The organism is Nonomuraea sp. NPDC049684, assembly GCF_044465345.1.
In the GTDB taxonomy this organism is placed as follows: domain Bacteria; phylum Actinomycetota; class Actinomycetes; order Streptosporangiales; family Streptosporangiaceae; genus Nonomuraea.
The window spans coordinates 163316-183005 of sequence record NZ_JBITLO010000017.1; the positions used below are offsets into that span (position 1 = coordinate 163316).

Consider the following 19690-nt stretch of genomic DNA (forward strand, 5'->3'; position numbering starts at 1 on the left):
GCACTCACCACCTGGCACCGAGCGACCTAGGCAAGAGCCGGAAAGTCGGGCGAGCGAAAGCGCTCGGAGAACGGAGAGCGCTCGGAGAGCGGAGAGCGCTCGGAGAGCGGAGAGCGCTCGGAGAAGGCCCCAAGGCTCTAGCCCAATAAGCAATCACGCTCGCCCGGCATGCCACACCCACGACGCAGCCCTGCCACCGCTTCTCACAAGACGCAGCAAGACCGGATACAGGCGAACCAAGAAGAGAAAGGAACCGAAGTGGAGAGGAGAAGAGAAGACGGGAAAGGAGAGGAGTCCCGAGGAATGGGGTTTCACGTGAAACAGCGAGTGGTTTCACGTGAAACAGGCGAGGTCAGTCCTCGCGCTCTCGCATCGCCCGTGCCGCCTCAGGCGCCATCGTCCCGATGATGCGCTCAAGGTCGTCGATCGTCGCGAACTCCACGACGATCCGCCCCTTACGCCGCCCCAAGTCGACCTTGACCTTCGTCTCGAAGTGGTCGGAGAGCCGGTCCGCCAGATGGGTCAGGCCAGGAGCCGTAGGCTTGGGCGCCTGCCGCTCACGCGGCGCCTTCTGAGCGGCCTTCGCGCTGCCCATGGCGACGATCTCCTCCACCGCCCGCACGGACAGCAGCTCCGCCACGATGCGCTTGGCCAACTCGACCTGCTCCTCCGCACTGCTCAGCCCGAGCAGGGCGCGAGCGTGCCCGGCGCTGATGATGCCGGCGGCCACGCGGGACTGAACCTCCGGCGGGAGGTTCAGCAGCCGGAGCGTGTTGGTGATGTGGGACCGAGAGCGCCCGACCTTGGTGGCCAGCTGCTCGTGGGTCGCCTGGAAGTCGTCCAGCAACTGCTGGTAGGCCGCAGCCTCTTCCAGCGCGTTCAGCTGCTCGCGCTGGAGGTTCTCGATGAGCGCGTCCCGGAGGAGGTCGGTGTCCTGGGTGTTCCGGACGATCGCCGGCACCGGGTCGAGACCGACCTGCTGGCACGCCCGCCAGCGCCGCTCCCCCATGATCAGTTCGTACTGGCCGCCACCCACGGAACGCACCACGATGGGCTGCAGAAGGCCGACCTCGCGAATGGAGTCGGCAAGCTCCTTGAGACGCTCGTCGTCGAACACATCACGCGGCTGACGAGGGTTGGGCACGATCGCGCTCAGCGCGACCTCTTTGAAGTACGCACCGGCGATCGGCATCGGGCCTGCCTCGACCGTGGAACCGTTCGAGGGAGCGGGCGCCGTACCCGGGCCGTCAACGATGGGTCCGGTCGGGATGAGCGCCCCGAGTCCCTTGCCCAATCCCCGCCGCTGCTGACTCAACTGCGTCTCCTCATCCAGCCGGTCGATTCCGGTCACTCCAGGAGAGGTTACCGGTGCGGGCCCAGCGGGGTGCCCCCACGCCACACACAGTCCTGTGGGATTTACGCCGACACGGTTACAAATCTGCCCCAACTCACGACCCACGCCGGACGAGACCACCCACCGCCGACGTCCACCGCACCAACCCGGCGCAGACACACCGGGGCACGGGCATGGCAGCTACGCCCTCAAGCCGTACCCACGAAAGACCAGCGAGCGACCGGAGGTCAGGCCACGGTGGCGCGGTGGGCGATCTCCCGGGCCGCGTCCATGTACGCCATCGCCCCGCTCGACCCCGGATCGTACGTCATGACCGACTGCCCATAGCTGGGCGCCTCCGAGAGCCGGACACTACGCGGGATGACCGTCTTCAGCACCGTCTCCCCGAAGTGCGACCGCACCTCGTCGGCGACCTGCGAAGCCAGCCGGGTACGCCCGTCGTACATCGTGAGGACGATCGTGGAGAGCCGCAGAGCCGGGTTCAGGTGCGCCTTGATGAGGTCGACGTTCCTGAGGAGCTGTCCCAGCCCCTCCAGCGCGTAGTACTCGCACTGAATCGGGATCATGACCTCCTCCGCCGCGACCAGGGCATTGACCGTCAGCAGGCCGAGGGACGGCGGGCAGTCGATGACGATGTAGTCGAACTCCGCCTCGTACGCCGCCAGCGCCCGCCGGAGCCGGGCCTCCCGCGCCACCAGCGAGACGAGCTCGATCTCGGCGCCGGCCAGGTCGATCGTGGCGGGCGCGCAGTAGAGGTTCGGCATCTCGGGGACCTGCTTGACGATCTCCACCATGGGCAGATCGTCGACGAGCACCTGGTAGACATCCGGTACGTCACCGCGATGCTCGGTGGCCAGGGCCGTCGAGGCGTTGCCCTGCGGGTCGAGGTCCACCACGAGGACGCGCTGGCCGTGCATCGACAGGGCCGCGGCGATGTTCACCGACGTGGTGGTCTTGCCGACGCCGCCCTTCTGGTTGGCCACCGCGATCACTCTGCACTTCGCCGGCCGAGGCCAGGAGTTGTCGCCGTCACCACCGGTGCCACCCCGCTGGGTGGCGGCCGGCTGCTCGGCGGCTGGCTGGGTGGCGGCCGGTTGGGTGGTGGCAGGTGTTTCACGTGAAACCACTGAACTGAGCGCCTCTCGTACCAACGGCGAATCACCGGGGTTCAGGGGGGTCTGGGTCACGTTGGCCATCCTTTCAACCAGTGGTGTGCCGGTGCCGGGAATTTGCTGTTGCGACACGCCCATTTCGGGCCATCCAACCCCGGTTGGGCTCTCGGACAGATGGCTGTCCGGCCAGCCAAGACCGCAAGACGCGACTGGCACAACCGTCACCTCCTTCGTCGCCGCCTGGCTCTCTCCGGCGCGCGACCCGCTACCACCCGAACCAATGTTGCAGGCGGCTCGACCTTACCGTGCCCGACGGTCACAAGCTCGGCCGTTCGGGCCCCGCAGGCCCGCAATTGGGACTCGGCCTCGGCCAGCTCGCCGGCGGCGCGCTCGCCCTTCATGGCTATCAGCTCGCCGCCCTCATGCAGAAGAGGCATGGCCCATTTCAGCAGCCGGTCGAGCGGTGCGACCGCCCGAGCGCTGGCGACGTCGAACTCCCGCTCCCCCGCCAGATCCTCGGCCCGCCCGCGCAGCACCTCGACGTTGTCCAGTTTGAGCGCCTCGACGCACTCCTCCAGGAACACCGTACGGCGAAGCAACGGCTCCAGCAGCGTGACCTCGATGTCCTGGCGGACGATGGCCAGCACCAGCCCCGGCAGCCCCGCCCCCGAGCCGATGTCCACCAGCCGCACGTCCTGCGGCACGGCCTCGGCGACCACGGCGCAGTTGAGCAGGTGGCGATCCCAGATCCGCGGCACCTCACGCGGCCCCAGCAGTCCCCGGACGACGCCCGGGCCCGCCAGCATCGCGGCGAACGCGTTCGCGCGGTCCCATGCCTCCCCGGCGAAGACGTCCCGCGCTATGTCCGGCGGCGCCGGAAGCTCTTCGCTCACTGGATGCTGGCCCTTTCTCGGTCTCAGGTGGTGTTCGTACTCAGGTTGCCTGCTCGGCGGTGATGCCGGTGGGCGTTCGACGGTGGGTGTCTCGACGTTCTAGGGGCGGTGTCCACCCAAGGCTAGATGTGAGATCACACTGGAAGACTAGCGGGCTGGCATGTGGGTGACGGTCGAGCACGCCGCCGCGTACCTCTCCCGATCCACCCTCGACACCAGATCCCCTACAAACGACATGAAGCGCATATAACCCGAAAGAAGCACTTAGGGACACTTTTCGGGAGGAACACCAAGGCAAGCGCACAAACCCGCTCACTCCCCCACCAACAGCGTCAAGCCAGAACGCCAGCGCACGAAAGCCCCGAACAACTCCCCCACAACAAGAACAGGGATCGATCCGCACAAACACGGAGGCAAGCCAGCAATCCCGCTAGAAGGCCACACAACCCCCGCATCCCGTACGTACAGCTATAGACACGGAAACGGCCGCCCATCAGCGCACCCAAGCGCCGACAGACGGCCGAACCGGCTCACCATGCACGTTTCAGGCGGGAAGGACCACCACGTACCGCTGCGGCTCCTCACCCTCGGACTCGCTGCGCAGCCCGGCGGCCGCCACCGCGTCGTGGACGATCTTCCGCTCGAACGGAGTCATCGGGTGCAGCGCCTTCGGCTCACCCTTCTCCTTGACCTGGTTGGCGATCTCGGTGCCGAGCTTGCTCAGCTCGGCCCGGCGCCGCTCGCGGTAGCCGGCGACGTCGAGCATGAGCCGCGACCGCTCCCCGGTCTGCCGGTGGACGGCCAGCCGGGTCAGCTCCTGCAGCGCCTCCAGGACCTCGCCCGCGGGGCCCACCAGCTCGTTGCCCTTGAGCCCCACGACGGAGACCATGGCACGGTCGCCCTCGACGTCCATGTCGATGTCGCCGTCGATGTCGGCGATGTCGAGAAGGCCCTCGACGTAGTCGGCAGCGATCTCGCCTTCCTGCTCAAGCGCGTTGAGATCAGGAGCCTTCTCCTGCTCGGCCTCGGTCATGGCCGGCCTCTCCTTCGTGTTCAAGACTTCTTGCTGCCGGTGCGCTTGCTGCGGGACTGGCGGCTGGGCTGCTGCCTAATGATCTTAGGCTCCGGAGCGGCGGGAGGGGCTTCCTCTGCCGGGGTGGTCTTGCGCATCTTGGCCACAAGGCCGGGCTTGGGCGTCACGGGGATGGCGTTGCCCTTGGCGTCAAACTGCGGCATCGGGTGCCGGCTGTAGAACCAGTGCTGCTGGCCCAGCGTCCACAGGTTGGTGGTGACCCAGTAGAGGATCAGGCCCAGCGGGAAGTTGAGGCTGAAGAAGGCGAACAGCGGCGAGATGTACATCAGGATCTTCTGCTGCTGCGCCATGGGGTTGTCCGGCATCTGCGCCATCGAGCGGGTCACGCTCTGCCGGACGGTGAGGAACGTGGTCAGCGAGCTGATCGCCACGAAGAAGCCGATGACGACCTTCTGGGCGATGTCCGGCGCCTCGAAGAACGTGGCGGGCAGGGGGGCGTTGATGATCAGCGCGTGCTTGGCGCTGTCGACCAGCTCCTGCGACATGCCGAACTTGGCCTGGTCGGCGGCGATGGCCCGCAGCACGGTGAACATCGAGATGAAGATCGGGAACTGCGCCACGACGGGGAGGCAGCCACCGAGGGGGTTGGCGCCCGCGCCCTGGTACAGCGCCATGACCTCTTGGTTCATGCGCTGCTTGTCGTTCTTGTAGCGCTTGCGGAGCTCCTGGACCTTCGGTGCCAGCTCCTGCATCTTCCGCGACGACCGCATCTGCTTGAGGAACAGCGGGAAGATGAGGATCCGCATGCAGACGGTCAGCGTGACGATGGTCAGCGCCCAGGTCAACCCGCTGTTGGGGTCGAGGAAAGTGCTGTAGACCTGGTGGATCCAGGTGATGACTTGGGCGACGGCCGTGTACAGCCAATTGAGCCAGGACAGCTCCACCGAGCTAGCTCCCTTGCGTTTCGTGGGACCGGACCGGGCGTGGGGGCACCGGGTCTATACCTCCGGGATGGAATGGGTGGCACCGCCCGATGCGCCGGACAGTCAGCCATGTGCCGCGCAATGCCCCATGTACGGCAATCGCCTCGAGCCCATACGCGCTGCACGACGGGTAGAACCGGCAGCGTGGACCGAGCATCGGGCTGATGAAGGCCCGGTAGAACCGAATGGGGATGATCAGCGCCCGGGCGGCGAGGCCCGGCATCCCTTGCGGCTGCTCCGTCATCTGTGTCCACCCGTCGAGGACTCGCGCCGCCTCAGCAAACGATCCAGCGCGGCGTCGAGATCGGCGGCCAGTTGCTCGACGCACGCGGACGCGGCCGGTGGATTGGCGCGTACCACCAGCAGGCTACCTCGCGGCAGCCGGTCGAGACGGTCGCGCATCAGGTGTCGGAGCCGTCGTTTGACCTTGTTCCGGGTCACCGCGCCACCAACGGCCTTGCTCACCACGAAACCAACCAGAGGTGTCTCTTCCCCAGAAAGGTTGAGATGCACCACCAAAGTGGGGCGTCCGGCGCGCTTGCCGCGCCGGACCGCCGCTTCGAATTCGTCCCCGCGCCGCATGCGGGATTGACGGGACAGCACCGTATACGCCTAACGCCCGTCGGCGAGGTACACCGACGGGCCAGACTTCGGGCGCGGGTCGATCAGGCCGACAGCTTCTCGCGGCCCTTACGGCGACGGGCGGCGAGGATGGCGCGACCGGCCCGGGTGCGCATCCGCAGCCGGAAGCCGTGGGTCTTCGCGCGGCGACGGTTGTTCGGCTGGAAAGTACGCTTGCTCACGGGTGGGCTCCAGGCTTGAAGGTGCGCCCAGGGGCGCTTATACACACATGGCTGGCCTGCCGTGGGAGCGAGGGCACGCGAAATAGCCGTCGCGTGGCAAGCCGACCGTCGTACGTTACGGGCCAACGGCGTCTCAGGTCAAACCGAACGGGTTATCCACTGATCCACAGGCGACTTTTCCACCGCCGGGCCCACGTCCACAGTTTGTGCATCCAGGTGCCACTACGCTGTGGACAACGTCTTGAACACAGCTGTGCACATGGATACTGTCGGCCCTTCTGGACCACCGGAAACACCGTGCACAGCCTGTGGATCTCCTGTGGAGGACCTGGGTACGAAGCCCTGCCGCCACGCTGTGGACGAAGGGGTCGCCGACCGCTCGGGGCGACCACGGTCATGTGGATAAACGATCGCGGGGGGCCGCGAGAGGAAGGAGGGGAGCCGCACCATGAGTGGTGTCGACCTCGGCACGGTATGGGCGAGGGCCCTGGGCAACTTCCTCAACGAGAACGTGCCCATCCAGCAGCGCACCTGGCTGTCGATGGTCCGTCCGATCGCCCTCGCGGACGACACGATCGTGCTCGGCGTCCCCAACGACTTCCTCAAGGACCTCATCGAGGGCAAGTTGCGCCCGCTGGTGGCCCACGCGCTGTCCCAGGAACTGGGGATGACGATGCGGCTGGCCGTGATGATCGACACCACGGCTCCAGAACAGCCTTTGCCAGACACCCATCAACAGCCTGTGAATGTGCCTTATCCCCAGAGTGTGGATAGCCAGCCGCGTTACACACAGCCGGTGCAACCCCAGCACTACCAGGCATCCGAGCCTCCGCAGTTCTATTCTCCACAGCCCGAGCAGCCTCCGGCGTCCACCGAATATCCACAGCCTTCGTTCTCTTTTGAACAGGTGCAGCCGTACACACCGCCTGTGGAGAAAGCGCCGGAGCCGGCGCCGAATCGCTGGGAAGCGAAGAGCAACAAGCCCAGCGAGCCGGCCCGGCTCAACCAGAAGTACACATTTGAGACATTCGTCATCGGCGCCAGCAACCGGTTCGCGCACGCCGCGGCCGTGGCGGTGGCCGAATCCCCCGCGAAGGCGTACAACCCGCTCTTCATTTACGGCGACTCCGGCCTGGGGAAGACCCACCTGCTGCACGCGATCGGGCATTACGCGCAGAGCCTGTACGACGGCGCCCGGGTGAGGTACGTGAGCTCGGAGGAGTTCACCAACGACTTCATCAACAGCATCCGCGACCACAAGGCCGACGGCTTCCGCGGCCGCTACCGGGCGATCGACATCCTGCTTGTGGACGACATCCAGTTCCTGGAGGGCAAGGAGCAGACGCAGGAGGAGTTCTTCCACACCTTCAACACCCTGCACAACGCCAACAAGCAGATCGTCATCTCCAGCGACCGCGCGCCCAAGCAGCTCATCACGCTGGAGGACCGGCTGCGCAACCGGTTCGAGTGGGGCCTGATCACCGACGTCCAGCCGCCCGAGCTGGAGACCCGCATCGCGATCCTGCGGAAGAAGGCCATCCAGGAGGGCCTGGCCGCGCCGCCCGAGGTGCTGGAGTACATCGCGAGCCGGATCTCCACCAACATCCGCGAGCTGGAGGGCGCCCTGATCAGGGTGACCGCGTTCGCCAGCCTCAACAGGCAGGGTGTGGACCTGCAGCTCGCCGAGGTCGTGCTGAAGGACCTGATCACCTCGGAGTCCGACACCGAGATCACGATCGCGGCCATCATGACCGAGACCGCCAACTACTTCGGCATCAGCATCGAAGACCTGTGCGGCACCTCGCGCAGCCGCGCGCTCGTCAACGCCCGGCAGATCGCCATGTACCTGGCGCGCGAGCTGACCGAGCTGTCGCTGCCGAAGATCGGCCAGCAGTTCGGCGGCCGCGACCACACCACCGTGATGCACGCCGAGCGCAAGATCCGGTCGCTCATCGCCGAGCGCAGGTCGATGTACAACCAGGTCAACGAGCTGACAATGCGTATCAAACAGAGCAAGCGTGGATCTTGATGCTCGTACACAGCCTGTGGAAAACACTGTGGACCAGCGGAAACGCAAAATCGGCGCGTCGGTACGACCACCAATGCCGGGAAAAATCCACCCACAAGGGCTGGGGACGAATCTGGGGACATCCTGAGGAGAACCTGGGGATGACTCGTGGATAACGTGTGGACGGCCTGTGAACAGTCGATCTGGGACTCCAGAAGGCCCCCTCTTACCCCGTGGACAACCTGTGGAAACCTCGTGGATAACCGGTGGATGAACACCCCATGATCTGGGGACGGCCTGTGGGCAACGAAACTTCATCCCCAGGCGGCGAAGTTTCCCCCAGGCGTCACCCACACCCTCGGTGGATGAAAACAGGGGCGCTGAGCTGCGAGGACATCAGTTGTCCACAGTTCCCACAGCCCCTAGTGTGATGACCTCTTATCTCTCTTACTAAGAAAATCAAAGACCCATAGAGGGGTTCTCCCCGAACCGCGGTGCGGGAGAGTGAACACTTGAATCAACGACGAACCCAGGAGGCTGATCACCGTGATGTTCCGAATCGAGCGAGACGTCCTCGCTGAGGCGGTGGCATGGACGGCACGCAGTCTCCCGGCGCGCCCGTCGGTGCCCGTGCTCGCCGGCATGCGCCTGGAGGTGACCGAGGGCCAGCAGCTCAAGCTGTCGGGGTTCGACTACGAGGTCTCCGCCGAGGTCACGCTCGAACTCCACACCGGTGAGGCGGGCGTCGTCCTGGTCTCGGGCAAGCTGCTCGCCGAGATCACGCGCGCGCTTCCCGCACAGCCTGTGGACTTCGTGGTGGAAGGCGCCAAGGCCGTCGTCACGTGCGGCAGCGCGCGGTTCACCCTGCTGACCATGCCTGTGGAGGACTACCCGTCGCTGCCGGCCATGCCGCCGGCCGCCGGACGGGTGGGCAGCGACGTGTTCGCCTCCGCCGTCAGCCAGGTCGCCGTCGCGGCGGGCCGGGACGACACGCTGCCGATGCTCACGGGCGTGCGCATGGAGATCGAGGGCGACACCGTCACCCTGGCCGCCACCGACCGCTACAGGCTCGCCGTGCGCGAGCTCAAGTGGCAGCCCGGCCAGCCCGACTTCGCCGCGATCGCGATGATCCCCGGCAAGACGCTCGCCGACACCGCCAAGGCCCTCGGCACCACCGGCGCCGAGGTGGAGATCGCGCTCAGCTCGGCCGGAGGCACCGGCGAGGGCATGATCGGCTTCTCCAGCGCGGGCCGGCGCACCACGACGCGGCTGCTCGACCCCGAGTTCCCCAAGTACCGCTCGCTGCTGCCCACGGAGTTCTCCGCGCGCGCCGACCTGTCCACAGGCCCGTTCGTCGAGGCGGTCAAGCGCGTGGCCCTGGTCGCCGAGCGCAACACCCCCGTCCGCCTGGCGTTCAGGAGCGGCGAGGTCGTGCTGGAGGCCGGCAGCGGCGACGAGGCGCAGGCCGTCGAGGCACTGCCTGTGGATTACGAGGGCGAGGAGATGAACATCGCCTTCAACCACCAGTTCCTGCTGGAGGGGCTCGGCGCGATCGACTCCGACGTGGCGCGCCTGCAGATGACGACCTCGACCAAACCCGCCATCCTCACAGGGGGCAAGCCTGTGGACGAAGGCGCAGGTACGGACTACCGTTACCTGATCATGCCCATCCGCCTGTCGGGCTGATCCCGTCATCGGGGATGATGGAAGCCTGACAAGGGGGTAGAGGAGCGTCATGCAGATCGGCATGGTGGGACTGGGCAAGATGGGCGGCAACATGGCCGAGCGGCTGCGCCGCGGCGGCCATGAGGTGGTCGGTTACGACCGCGACCCCGGCATCAGCGACGTGGCCAGCTTGAAGGAGCTGGTCGGACGGCTGTCCGCGCCGCGCGCGGTGTGGGTCATGGTTCCCGCGGGCAAGCCCACCCAGCAGACGATCGACGAGCTCGGCGAGCTGCTCGACGAGGGCGACATCGTCGTCGACGGCGGCAATTCACACTATGTGGACGACCAGAAGCACGCCGCCGAGCTGCGCGAGAAGGGCATCGGCTTCGTCGACTGCGGCGTGAGCGGCGGCGTGTGGGGGCTCCAGAACGGCTACGCCCTCATGTGCGGCGGCGAGCAGGCCGACGTCGAGCGGCTCATGCCGATCTTCGAGACGCTCAAGCCCGAGGGCGAGGACGGCTTCGTCCACGCCGGTGACGTCGGTGCCGGCCACTTCGCGAAGATGGTCCACAACGGCATCGAGTACGGCATGATGCAGGCGTTCGCGGAGGGCTGGGAGCTTCTGGAGGCGTCCGACGTCGTCAAGGACGTCAGGGGCTCCTTCAGCAGCTGGCGCACCGGCACCGTCATCCGCTCCTGGCTGCTCGACCTGATGGTCCGGGCGCTCGACGACGACGAGCACCTCGACCAGCTCCGCGGTTACGCCCAGGACTCCGGTGAGGGCCGCTGGACGGTCCAGGCGGCCGTCGACCACGCCGTGCCGCTGCCGGTGATCACCGCCGCCCTCTACGCGCGGTTCGCCTCGCGCCAGGACGACTCCCCCGCGATGAAGGTCGTCGCCGCGCTGCGCAACCAGTTCGGCGGCCACGCGATCACCTCGACCGAGGGCAGCACCGGCAAGGGCGCCGACTCGCCCGGCGCCGACGTGACCCCGCCGCGCGAAGCCGAATAGCCCGGCCCAGCCGGCTCGGTCCGGCCGCGTGGTCCACAGGCCGTCCGGGGAAGCCCGGGGTTTTCCACAGGACGGCACGCCGGTGACACGGGCGGCCCCCGCGGCGGACTAACCTTCGTGGGGTGCATGTCGCCCACCTCTCGCTGACCGACTTCAGGTCCTACGCGTCCGTGGAGCTCGGTCTGGAACCGGGCGTCACGGCTCTCGTCGGGCCCAACGGCCAGGGCAAGACCAACCTGGTCGAGGCCCTCGGCTACGTCGCGACGCACTCCAGCCACCGCGTGGCCAACGACGCGCCGCTGGTGCGGCAGGGGGCCGCGCGGGCCATCGTGCGCTGCGCCGTCCACAGGGACGACCGGCGGGCGCTGGTGGAGCTGGAGATCAACCCGGGGAAGGCCAACCGGGCGCGGCTCAACCGCTCCCCCGTGTCCAGGCCGCGCGACGTCATCGGGCTGCTGCGCACGGTGCTGTTCGCGCCGGAGGACCTGGCGCTGTCCAAGGGCGACCCGTCGGAGCGCCGCCGATTCCTCGACGACCTGCTCGTGGCCAGGGCCCCGAGGTTCGCCGGGGTCCGAGCCGACTACGACCGGGTGCTGAAGCAGCGCGGCGCCCTGCTGCGCACGGCCGCGCAGGCCCGCAGGGGCAGCAGGAGCGCCCGGCGGGCCGAGAGTGACACCGCGTTCGCCGCCGCGGGCGCCGGCGACGTCCTGAGCACGCTGGAGGTGTGGGACGCCCACCTCGCCAGGCACGGCGCGGAGCTGTTGCGGGCGCGGCTGGAGCTCATCGAGGCGCTGCGTCCGCTGGTGGCCGGGGCCTACGCCGCGCTGGCCCCCACGAGCGCCCCCGCGACGCTGGCCTACCGCAGCACGTTGTCCACAGGTGGGGACGGCGCGGAGGACGAAGTCGCCGGTGAGCGGGGATCTCCCGAGGCGCAGACGTTATCCACAGACTTGGGGAAAACCCTTGAACAGCAGCTCCGTGACCGGCTGTCGGAGGTCCGCCAGGCCGAGCTGGAACGGGGCGTCACCCTCGTCGGCCCACACCGCGACGACCTGATCCTGGGCCTCGGCGACCTGCCCGCCCGCGGCTACGCCAGCCACGGCGAGTCGTGGTCGTTCGCGCTGGCGCTGCGGCTGGCCGCCTACGACCTGCTGCGGGCCGACGGCGGCGACCCGGTGCTGATCCTCGACGACGTGTTCGCCGAGCTCGACAGCCAGCGCCGGCGCAGGCTGGCCGAGATCGTCGCGCCGGCCGAACAGGTGCTGATCACCGCCGCCGTGCCAGACGACGTGCCGAAGGAGCTGGCGGGGGCCCGTTTCGACGTCGCTGAGGGGAGCGTGACCCGTGTCCGATGAGCAGCACAACGCGGCGGCCAGGGGGGCCGCCATGGCGAGGGAGAAGCTCGCGCAGGCCAAGGCCGACGCGGCCAAGCGCGGCCAGCTCCCGCGCCGCGAGCCCAGGCGCAAGGCCGGCCCGCGCAGGGAGGCCGGCGATCCCCAGCTCTTCGGCCGGGCCATCGCCGACCTGCTGGCCGACCGCGGCTGGGAGCGCTCGGCGGCCGTCGGCGCGGTGTTCGGCCGGTGGAAGGAGATCGTCGGCCCCGACCTGGCCGCCCACACCCGGCCGGAGTCCTTCGACGACGGCGAGGTGCTCATCGCGGCCGATTCCACGGCCTGGGCGACGCAGGTCAGGCTGCTCGCGCGCACCCTCATCCGCAGGCTCAACGAGGAGCTGGGTGACGGTTCCGTGACAAAGGTCAAGGTCAGGGGGCCGCAGAACGCGCCCCGCCCCACAGGGGGTTTGCGGGTGACCGGAAGCAGGGGGCCCGGCGACACCTATGGTTAGGCGCCGGGGGCGATCAGACCGCCGCAGACGCGATAAGCCCCCTTTCCGAAGGGGGGATGCTTGAGTGGGGGGCAAATCGAGCTAGGGCGCATCACAGGCGCGTGTATTGCCACCACGGGCTCCGGGAAGCGGTAGAATGAAAAAGGATTCCGGACACGTCCGCTTGCGTGTCACCCCGGCAGCAAGCCGACTCCCCCGGGTGACCGCGCATCGGGGCACTCACGACGGTGACGGGCACGGTAGGGGCAGCATGAAGTTGACGGCCTCCCCCGCCGCGTGTCCGCGGCAGGAGGATTTCGCAGTTGTCCTACGACGCTAGCTCAATCACCGTACTCGAAGGACTTGAGGCGGTTCGCAAACGCCCGGGTATGTATATCGGCTCCACCGGTGAGCGCGGCCTGCACCACCTCGTCTACGAGATCGTGGACAACGCGGTGGACGAGGCGCTGGCCGGTTTCGCCACCAGGATCGACATCACGCTGCTGGCCGACGGCGGCGTGCGCGTGGTCGACAACGGCCGCGGCATCCCCACGGGCATCCACCCTGTGGAGAAGCGCTCGGCCGTCGAGGTCGTGCTGACCACGCTCCACGCGGGCGGCAAGTTCGACAGCCAGTCCTACGCGGTCTCCGGCGGCCTGCACGGCGTCGGCTCGGCCGTCGTCAACGCGCTGTCCACCGCCATGGACGTCGAGGTCAAGCAGAACGGCCACTACTGGCGGCTGAACCTCGTCAACTCCAAGGCGCTGGCCCCGCTGGCCAGGGGCGAGGAGACCGACGAGACCGGCACCACGATCACGTTCTGGCCCGATCCCGAGATCTTCGAGACCACCACCTGGAACTACGAGACGCTCTCGCGCCGCTTCCAGGAGATGGCCTTCCTCAACAAGGGCCTGACGATCACGCTCGCCGACGAGCGTCCCGACCACGTCAACGGCGAGCCCCGCACGGTCGAATACCACTACGAGGGCGGTCTGGCCGACTTCGTCAAGCACCTCAACGCCAAGAAGGAGCCGGCGCACGCGTCGATCGTCGCCTTCGAGGAGGAGGGCGACGGCATCGCGGTGGAGATCGCGATGCAGTGGAACAACTCCTACGCGGAGTCGGTGTACACCTTCGCCAACACGATCAACACCGCCGAGGGCGGCACCCACGAGGAGGGCTTCCGTGCGGCGCTGACGACCATCGTCAACCGCTACGCGCGCGAGCAGAAGTTCCTCAAGGAGGGCAAGGACGACAACCTCTCCGGCGAGGACGTCCGCGAGGGGCTGACCGCGATCATCTCGGTCAAGCTGTCCGACCCGCAGTTCGAGGGCCAGACCAAGACCAAGCTGGGCAACACCGAGGCCAAGTCGTTCGTGCAGAAGGCCTGCAACGACCACCTGCGCGACTGGTTCGAGCGCAACCCCGGCGAGGCCAAGGACATCATCAACAAGTCGCTGCAGGCCAGCCGCGCCCGCATAGCGGCCCGCCAGGCCCGCGACCTGACCCGGCGCAAGTCGCTCCTGGAGTCCGGCAGCGGCCTTCCCGGCAAGCTGGCCGACTGCCAGTGGAACGACCCGGAGAAGTGCGAGCTGTTCATCGTCGAGGGCGACTCGGCCGGCGGCTCGGCCAAGGGCGGCCGCGACTCGCGCTTCCAGGCGATCCTGCCCATCCGCGGCAAGATCCTCAACGTCGAGAAGGCGCGGATCGACAAGGTCCTGAAGAACAACGAGGTCCAGGCGCTCATCACCGCCCTGGGCACGGGCGTGCACGACGAGTTCGACATCGCCAAGCTGCGTTACCACAAGGTGATCCTGATGGCCGACGCCGACGTCGACGGCCAGCACATCAACACCCTGCTGCTGACGCTGCTGTTCAGGTTCATGCGGCCGCTGATCGAGGCCGGGCATGTCTACCTGTCCTGCCCGCCGCTCTACAAGATCAAGTGGGACCGGAAGGGCGAGGACGCCTCCTACGCCTACTCCGACGCCGAGCGCGACGCGGTCATCAACGACGGCATCGCGCAGGGCAAGGCAGACCCGCGCCCGCGGGACAACGTCCAGCGGTTCAAGGGCCTCGGCGAGATGAACGCCGGCCAGCTCTGGGAGACCACCATGAACCCGGCGACGCGACTGCTGCGCCTGGTCACGCTCGACGACGCGGCCCAGGCCGACGACCTGTTCAGCGTGCTCATGGGCGAGGACGTCGAGGCGCGGCGCGACTTCATCATCCGCAACGCGCGCGACGTTCGCTTCCTCGACGTTTAAGAAGGACCTAAACCTGTGACGGACGTGAACACCACTCCCCCGGCTGACCGCATCGAACCGGTGGACATCCAGTCCGAGATGCAGCGCAGTTACATGGACTACGCGATGTCCGTCATCGTGTCCAGGGCGCTGCCCGACGTGCGCGACGGTCTCAAGCCGGTGCACCGGCGGGTGCTCTACGCGATGTACGACGGTGGCTACCGTCCCGACCGCGGCTACTTCAAGTGCGCCCGCGTCGTCGGCGACGTGATGGGCACCTACCACCCCCACGGCGACACCTCGATCTACGACGCGCTGGTCCGTCTGGCCCAGCCGTGGTCGCTGCGCTATCCCCTGGTCGACGGGCAGGGCAACTTCGGCTCGCCGGGCAACGACCCGGCGGCCGCGATGCGGTACACCGAGTGCAAGCTCGCGCCCATCGCCATGGAGATGCTGCGCGACATCGACAAGGACACCGTCGACTTCCGCCCGAACTACGACGGCAAGTCGCAGGAGCCCGACGTCCTGCCGGCACGCTTCCCGCAGCTGCTGGTCAACGGCTCGGGCGGCATCGCGGTCGGCATGGCCACCAACATCCCGCCGCACAACCTGCGCGAGGTCTCGGCCGCCGTCCGGTGGTACCTGGAGAACCCCGAGGCCGACGACGAGGAGCTGCTCGAAGCCTCGATCAGGCTGGTCAAGGGGCCCGACTTCCCGACCAAGGCGCTGATCGTCGGACGCCGGGGCATCGAGGACGCGTACCGCACCGGGCGCGGCTCGATCACCATGCGCGCCGTGGTCGAGGTCGAGGAGGACAAGGGCCGGCAGGCGCTCGTCGTCACCGAGCTGCCGTACCAGGTCAACCCGGACAACCTGGCGCTGAAGATCGCCGAGCTGGTCCGCGAGGGCAAGCTCACGGGCATCGCCGACGTACGCGACGAGAGCTCCTCGCGGGTCGGGCAGCGCCTGGTGATCGTGCTCAAGCGCGACGCGGTCGCCAAGGTCGTGCTCAACAACCTGTACAAGCACACCCAGCTCCAGGACACCTTCGGCGCCAACATGCTGGCACTGGTCGACGGCGTGCCGCGCACGCTGCGGCTCGACCAGTTCATCCGGCACTACGTGGCCCACCAGGTCGAGGTAATCGTCCGCCGGACGCGTTACCTGCTGCGCAAGGCCGAGGAGCGCGCGCACATCCTGCGCGGGCTGCTGAGGGCCCTTGAGCGGCTCGACGACGTCATCGCCCTCATCCGGGCCTCGGAGTCGGCCTCGCACGCCCAGCAGGGCCTCATGGGGCTCCTGGAGATCGACGAGGTCCAGGCGCAGGCCATCCTGGACATGCAGCTGCGCAAGCTGGCCGCCCTGGAGCGGCAGGCCATCCAGGACGAGTACGACGCCCTGATGACCCAGATCGCCGAGTACAACTCGATCCTGGCCAGCGAGGCCCGCCAGCGCGAGATCATCGGCGACGAGCTGGCCGAGGTCGTCAACCGCTACGGCGACGAGCGCAAGACCGAGATCATCGCCTACGACGGCGACATGTCGATCGAGGACCTCATCGCCGAGGAGGAGATCGTCGTCACGATCACCCGCGGCGGTTATGCCAAGCGCACCCGTACCGACCTCTACCGGGCGCAGAAGCGGGGCGGCAAGGGCGTCCGCGGCGCCCAGCTGCGCCAGGACGACATCGTCGACCACTTCTTCGTCACCACGACGCACCACTGGCTGCTGTTCTTCACGAACAAGGGCCGGGTGTACCGGGTCAAGGCGTACGAGCTGCCTGATGCCGGACGTGACGCCCGTGGCATGCATCTCGCGAACCTTTTGGCCATGCAGCCCGACGAAACAGTCATGGAAGTTCTCGACCTCCGCGACTACGACGTCGCCCCCTACCTGGTGCTCGCCACGCGCAGCGGCCTGGTCAAGAAGACGCGCCTGTCCGAGTACGACTCCCCCAGGTCCGGCGGTCTGATCGCGATCAACCTGCGCGAGGACGACGAGGTCATCGGCGCCCGCCTGGTCTCCGAGACCGACGATCTGCTGCTCGTCTCCAAGGGCGCGCAGTCGATCAGGTTCACCGCCTCCGACGAGGCGCTGCGGCCCATGGGCCGCGCGACCAGCGGTGTCATCGGCATGAGGTTCCTCGAAGGAGACGAACTTCTCGCCATGAATCGGATCGCCGACGGTCAAGATGTGCTTATCGCCACGAAGGCTGGGTACGCAAAACGGACGCCAGTGGAGCAGTATCCAGTTCAAGGACGTGGCGGTAGGGGCGTGCTGACTGCGAAAATCGTGAGTTCCCGTGGCAAGCTGGTCGGAGCCGTCATGGTCAACCCAGAGGACGAGGTCTTCGCGATCACGTCTGCCGGCGGGGTGATCCGGACGAGTGCCGGCGAGATCAAGCAGTCCGGCCGCCAGACCATGGGAGTGCGATTGATGAACCTCGCCGAAGGCGACAGCGTGGTTGCCCTCGCCCGGAACGCGGAGTCGATGGAGACTCCGGTGGAGAATGAGGAAGACGGGGGAGGAGAGTAAATCATGAGCGCCCAGGGTGGCACCGCCAGAGCCCAGGCGGCGTCGGGTAACGGACAGCAGCCGAAGAAGTCCACTGAGCCGGAAATCTTCCATTCGGTCGACGGCGAGCAGGACAGGACGCCCGCGAAGGGCGCCGCCGCTCAGCCCCGCTCCAAGGACGAGCCGCAGGCGGAGGGCAACGAGACGGTGCGCATCCGTCCGTCGCTCACCAGCGAGGCGCCTCCGCCCGTCGAGATGCCCAAGAAGAAGTCGTCGAACAACGCGGGGTCCAGGCTGCCCCGCAAGGCACACCTGGTGCTGCGCCGCATCGAGCCGTGGTCGGCCATGAAGTTCAGCTTCGTGGTGTCCCTGGTCTGCTTCGTGGTGCTCTTCGTGGCAGTGGCCGTCCTGTACGGCGTGCTGTCGGCCTTGGGGGTGTTCGACTCACTCGTCGACCTGGTCAACCAGCTCGGCAAGGGTGAGCAGGGACAGAGCTCGATCCCGATCAACATCGCCTCGTGGTTCGAGCCGGTGCGCATCCTCGGGTACACCGCGCTGATCGGCGCCGTGAACGTGGTGCTGATCACCGCTCTGTCCACGCTGGGCGCGGTCATCTACAACATCGCTTCCGACCTGGTCGGGGGCGTTGAGGTGACGTTCAGCGAGGCCGAATAACAGGTTCGGGCGGGGGCTCGTGCCGTACCGGGGTGGCTGGTACGGCACGAGCAGCCCGTCGGACACGGTAAGCTTTTCTCGTCCGAACAACTGGTTCGCCTCCCAGAGGCGAATGCGATACCGTTCGGTGTGCGCGGGGCTATAGCTCAGACGGTTAGAGCGCTTCCCTGATAAGGAAGAGGTCCCAGGTTCAAGTCCTGGTAGCCCCACAGTTTCTCTCAATGCAGAGGCCGTTTCCCGGAGATCGGGAGACGGCCTTTTGAGCGTTTGGCGCAGAATTCGCATCGACACCAGCTGGGGGCGCGGCGGCGCTCGGCGTGGGGATTTCGGGTGAGGTCCAAGGACGGTGGGTCGGACGATCCGCCGGCCGGCCCATCACCCGATCCCCGGTCGTCTACCACCGCACCCGGCTGAGGGCCTGCTCGTCTCGGGCGGAACGGCGGAAGCGCGAATCCGCTTCCTACTTGCGGTATTTCGTGAGTGTCACGTCCAGGCGGGCGGCGTTCTTGTACATGCCGGCGTCGATCGGGATGGCCTCGTTGACGAGATCGGTGTAGGCGCCGGAAAGCACGCCGTCGGGGTGAGCCGCCACGATGGTCCTGCCCGGCGCGTAGTACCTGGCCTCGCCGATCGCCGCGGCCAGGTCGGAGTCAGAGCTCACCACCAGTGCCGCCTCGCACGCCTTGGTGCACAGGTCGCCGACCAGGTGAGCCGCCAGTCGAACGTCGACCTGCTTCTCCTTGAAGCTGCCGGTCTTGTCGTCGTACTTGGTCTTCCCCATGAACGGCTGGAACTGCTTGCCGTAGACGCGGATGGTGTCCTGTTCGAACTGCTTCTGATCCACCCCGGCCCTGCCGCTCAGCGCGGTGGTGAAGTACTTCACCTTGGCCAGCTTGCCGTTGTACGCCTTCAGTAGCTGGTCGCACATTCTGACGACGTCCACCCGCCAGTAGGCGGCGCCCGCACTTTCGCAGATCCCGTAGTACAGATTGGCCGCGTCGACGTAGGCGATCCATCTGCTGTCGCTGTTCAGGACGGTCTCGGCCGCTCCATATGAGGTCGCCATGGTCGCTTGCCCCTCGTTCCGGTGATTGAGATGTACGGCACCCGGCCCAGGGCCCCCGCGGGCGGCCGGTTCAACCGCGTACGCATTACAACCGTCCGTGATAGCAATACGTTGGATGCCTAATTACCGCCCAGCGGGCTACGAAGCGGGTCCGGATTATCGCCGCATTACAGCAAGGCCGAATTTCACCAGGCCAAGCGTGATGTTGCGGCGTGCCGTCCGCATGCACGGAACCTGAGCTCCAGGGAGACGGCGGCCGAGCCCGGGTGGACGTCCCCACCGCCTACGAGGGCCGGTCGGATCGTCTTGCTTTCGAGAAGCGCCAAGGGCAAGGTGTTGCTTCATCATGTCGAAGGGGACGGGCAGACGCACCGCTGGACCACGAAACTCAGCATGGGGAAATCGTTTCGTCTGGAGGTCGACTGCTTGGGGGCGAGCGGGACGATGATCGTCCGCGTAGACGGATCGCAGCTTCCTCATCAGTGCAATGCCGAGCCTGGGG

The 19690-nt window shown here is 67.3% G+C and carries 17 protein-coding genes and 1 tRNA gene; 9 read left to right on the plus strand and 9 right to left on the minus strand.

What is annotated here, in order from left to right; all coding sequences use genetic code 11:
• Positions 1-352 precede the first annotated feature (352 nt).
• From ACIBST_RS40190 to rpmH, 8 genes are all read right to left on the minus strand, one after another.
• The gene (locus ACIBST_RS40190) at positions 353-1315 is read right to left on the minus strand and encodes a ParB/RepB/Spo0J family partition protein (protein WP_397178813.1); all 963 of its coding nucleotides are present in this window, start codon (positions 1313-1315) and stop codon (positions 353-355) included.
• A gap of 266 nt (positions 1316-1581) precedes the next feature.
• On the minus strand, positions 1582-2550 hold the full coding sequence (locus ACIBST_RS40195) for a ParA family protein (RefSeq protein ID WP_397178773.1): 969 nt from the start codon (positions 2548-2550) through the stop codon (positions 1582-1584).
• 137 nt (positions 2551-2687) lie between these two features.
• A complete protein-coding gene (gene rsmG / locus ACIBST_RS40200) occupies positions 2688-3359 on the minus strand; it encodes a 16S rRNA (guanine(527)-N(7))-methyltransferase RsmG (RefSeq protein ID WP_397178774.1) in 672 nt (223 codons plus the stop codon).
• 544 nt (positions 3360-3903) lie between these two features.
• Positions 3904-4392, minus strand: coding sequence for a protein jag (locus ACIBST_RS40205; RefSeq protein ID WP_397178775.1), 489 nt, complete (start codon positions 4390-4392; stop codon positions 3904-3906).
• A 20-nt stretch (positions 4393-4412) separates the two neighbouring features.
• Complete coding sequence (gene yidC, locus ACIBST_RS40210) at positions 4413-5336, minus strand: membrane protein insertase YidC (protein WP_397178776.1); 924 nt, start codon at positions 5334-5336, stop codon at positions 4413-4415.
• Positions 5337-5340: 4 nt separating this feature from the next.
• On the minus strand, positions 5341-5598 hold the full coding sequence (gene yidD, locus ACIBST_RS40215; RefSeq protein ID WP_352322972.1) for a membrane protein insertion efficiency factor YidD: 258 nt from the start codon (positions 5596-5598) through the stop codon (positions 5341-5343).
• 17 nt (positions 5599-5615) lie between these two features.
• Positions 5616-5978: a ribonuclease P protein component gene (gene rnpA, locus ACIBST_RS40220; RefSeq protein ID WP_352362302.1), complete on the minus strand. Its 363-nt coding sequence runs from the start codon at positions 5976-5978 to the stop codon at positions 5616-5618.
• A gap of 62 nt (positions 5979-6040) precedes the next feature.
• Complete coding sequence (gene rpmH, locus ACIBST_RS40225; protein ID WP_043614899.1) at positions 6041-6178, minus strand: 50S ribosomal protein L34; 138 nt, start codon at positions 6176-6178, stop codon at positions 6041-6043.
• A 448-nt stretch (positions 6179-6626) separates the two neighbouring features.
• Between rpmH and dnaA the strand changes: the two genes are divergently transcribed.
• The 9 genes from dnaA to ACIBST_RS40270 all read left to right on the plus strand — a co-directional run bounded on the left by dnaA (position 6627) and on the right by ACIBST_RS40270 (position 18331).
• On the plus strand, positions 6627-8207 hold the full coding sequence (dnaA, locus tag ACIBST_RS40230; protein WP_397178777.1) for a chromosomal replication initiator protein DnaA: 1581 nt from the start codon (positions 6627-6629) through the stop codon (positions 8205-8207).
• Positions 8208-8732: 525 nt separating this feature from the next.
• Positions 8733-9872, plus strand: coding sequence for a DNA polymerase III subunit beta (gene dnaN, locus ACIBST_RS40235; RefSeq protein ID WP_352324554.1), 1140 nt, complete (start codon positions 8733-8735; stop codon positions 9870-9872).
• A gap of 49 nt (positions 9873-9921) precedes the next feature.
• Positions 9922-10863 carry a phosphogluconate dehydrogenase (NAD(+)-dependent, decarboxylating) gene (gnd, locus tag ACIBST_RS40240; protein ID WP_397178778.1) on the plus strand — a complete coding sequence of 314 codons (942 nt, stop codon included), beginning with the start codon at positions 9922-9924 and terminating at the stop codon, positions 10861-10863.
• Positions 10864-10985: 122 nt separating this feature from the next.
• Positions 10986-12218 carry a DNA replication/repair protein RecF gene (recF, locus tag ACIBST_RS40245; RefSeq protein WP_397178779.1) on the plus strand — a complete coding sequence of 411 codons (1233 nt, stop codon included), beginning with the start codon at positions 10986-10988 and terminating at the stop codon, positions 12216-12218.
• Complete coding sequence (locus tag ACIBST_RS40250; protein WP_397178780.1) at positions 12208-12708, plus strand: DUF721 domain-containing protein; 501 nt, start codon at positions 12208-12210, stop codon at positions 12706-12708. Before recF ends, ACIBST_RS40250 begins: the two co-directional genes overlap by 11 nt.
• A 323-nt stretch (positions 12709-13031) precedes the next feature.
• Positions 13032-14954, plus strand: coding sequence for a DNA topoisomerase (ATP-hydrolyzing) subunit B (gene gyrB, locus ACIBST_RS40255; RefSeq protein WP_397178814.1), 1923 nt, complete (start codon positions 13032-13034; stop codon positions 14952-14954).
• 15 nt (positions 14955-14969) lie between these two features.
• Positions 14970-17468: a DNA gyrase subunit A gene (gyrA, locus tag ACIBST_RS40260; protein ID WP_397178781.1), complete on the plus strand. Its 2499-nt coding sequence runs from the start codon at positions 14970-14972 to the stop codon at positions 17466-17468.
• A 3-nt stretch (positions 17469-17471) separates the two neighbouring features.
• Positions 17472-18122: a DUF3566 domain-containing protein gene (locus tag ACIBST_RS40265; RefSeq protein WP_397178782.1), complete on the plus strand. Its 651-nt coding sequence runs from the start codon at positions 17472-17474 to the stop codon at positions 18120-18122.
• Positions 18123-18257: 135 nt separating this feature from the next.
• Positions 18258-18331 (plus strand) — tRNA-Ile (locus ACIBST_RS40270).
• Between the two features lie 251 nt (positions 18332-18582).
• Here ACIBST_RS40270 and ACIBST_RS40275 read toward each other — a convergent pair.
• The gene (locus ACIBST_RS40275; protein ID WP_397178783.1) at positions 18583-19188 is read right to left on the minus strand and encodes an NYN domain-containing protein; all 606 of its coding nucleotides are present in this window, start codon (positions 19186-19188) and stop codon (positions 18583-18585) included.
• Between the last annotated feature and the right edge of the window lie 502 nt (positions 19189-19690).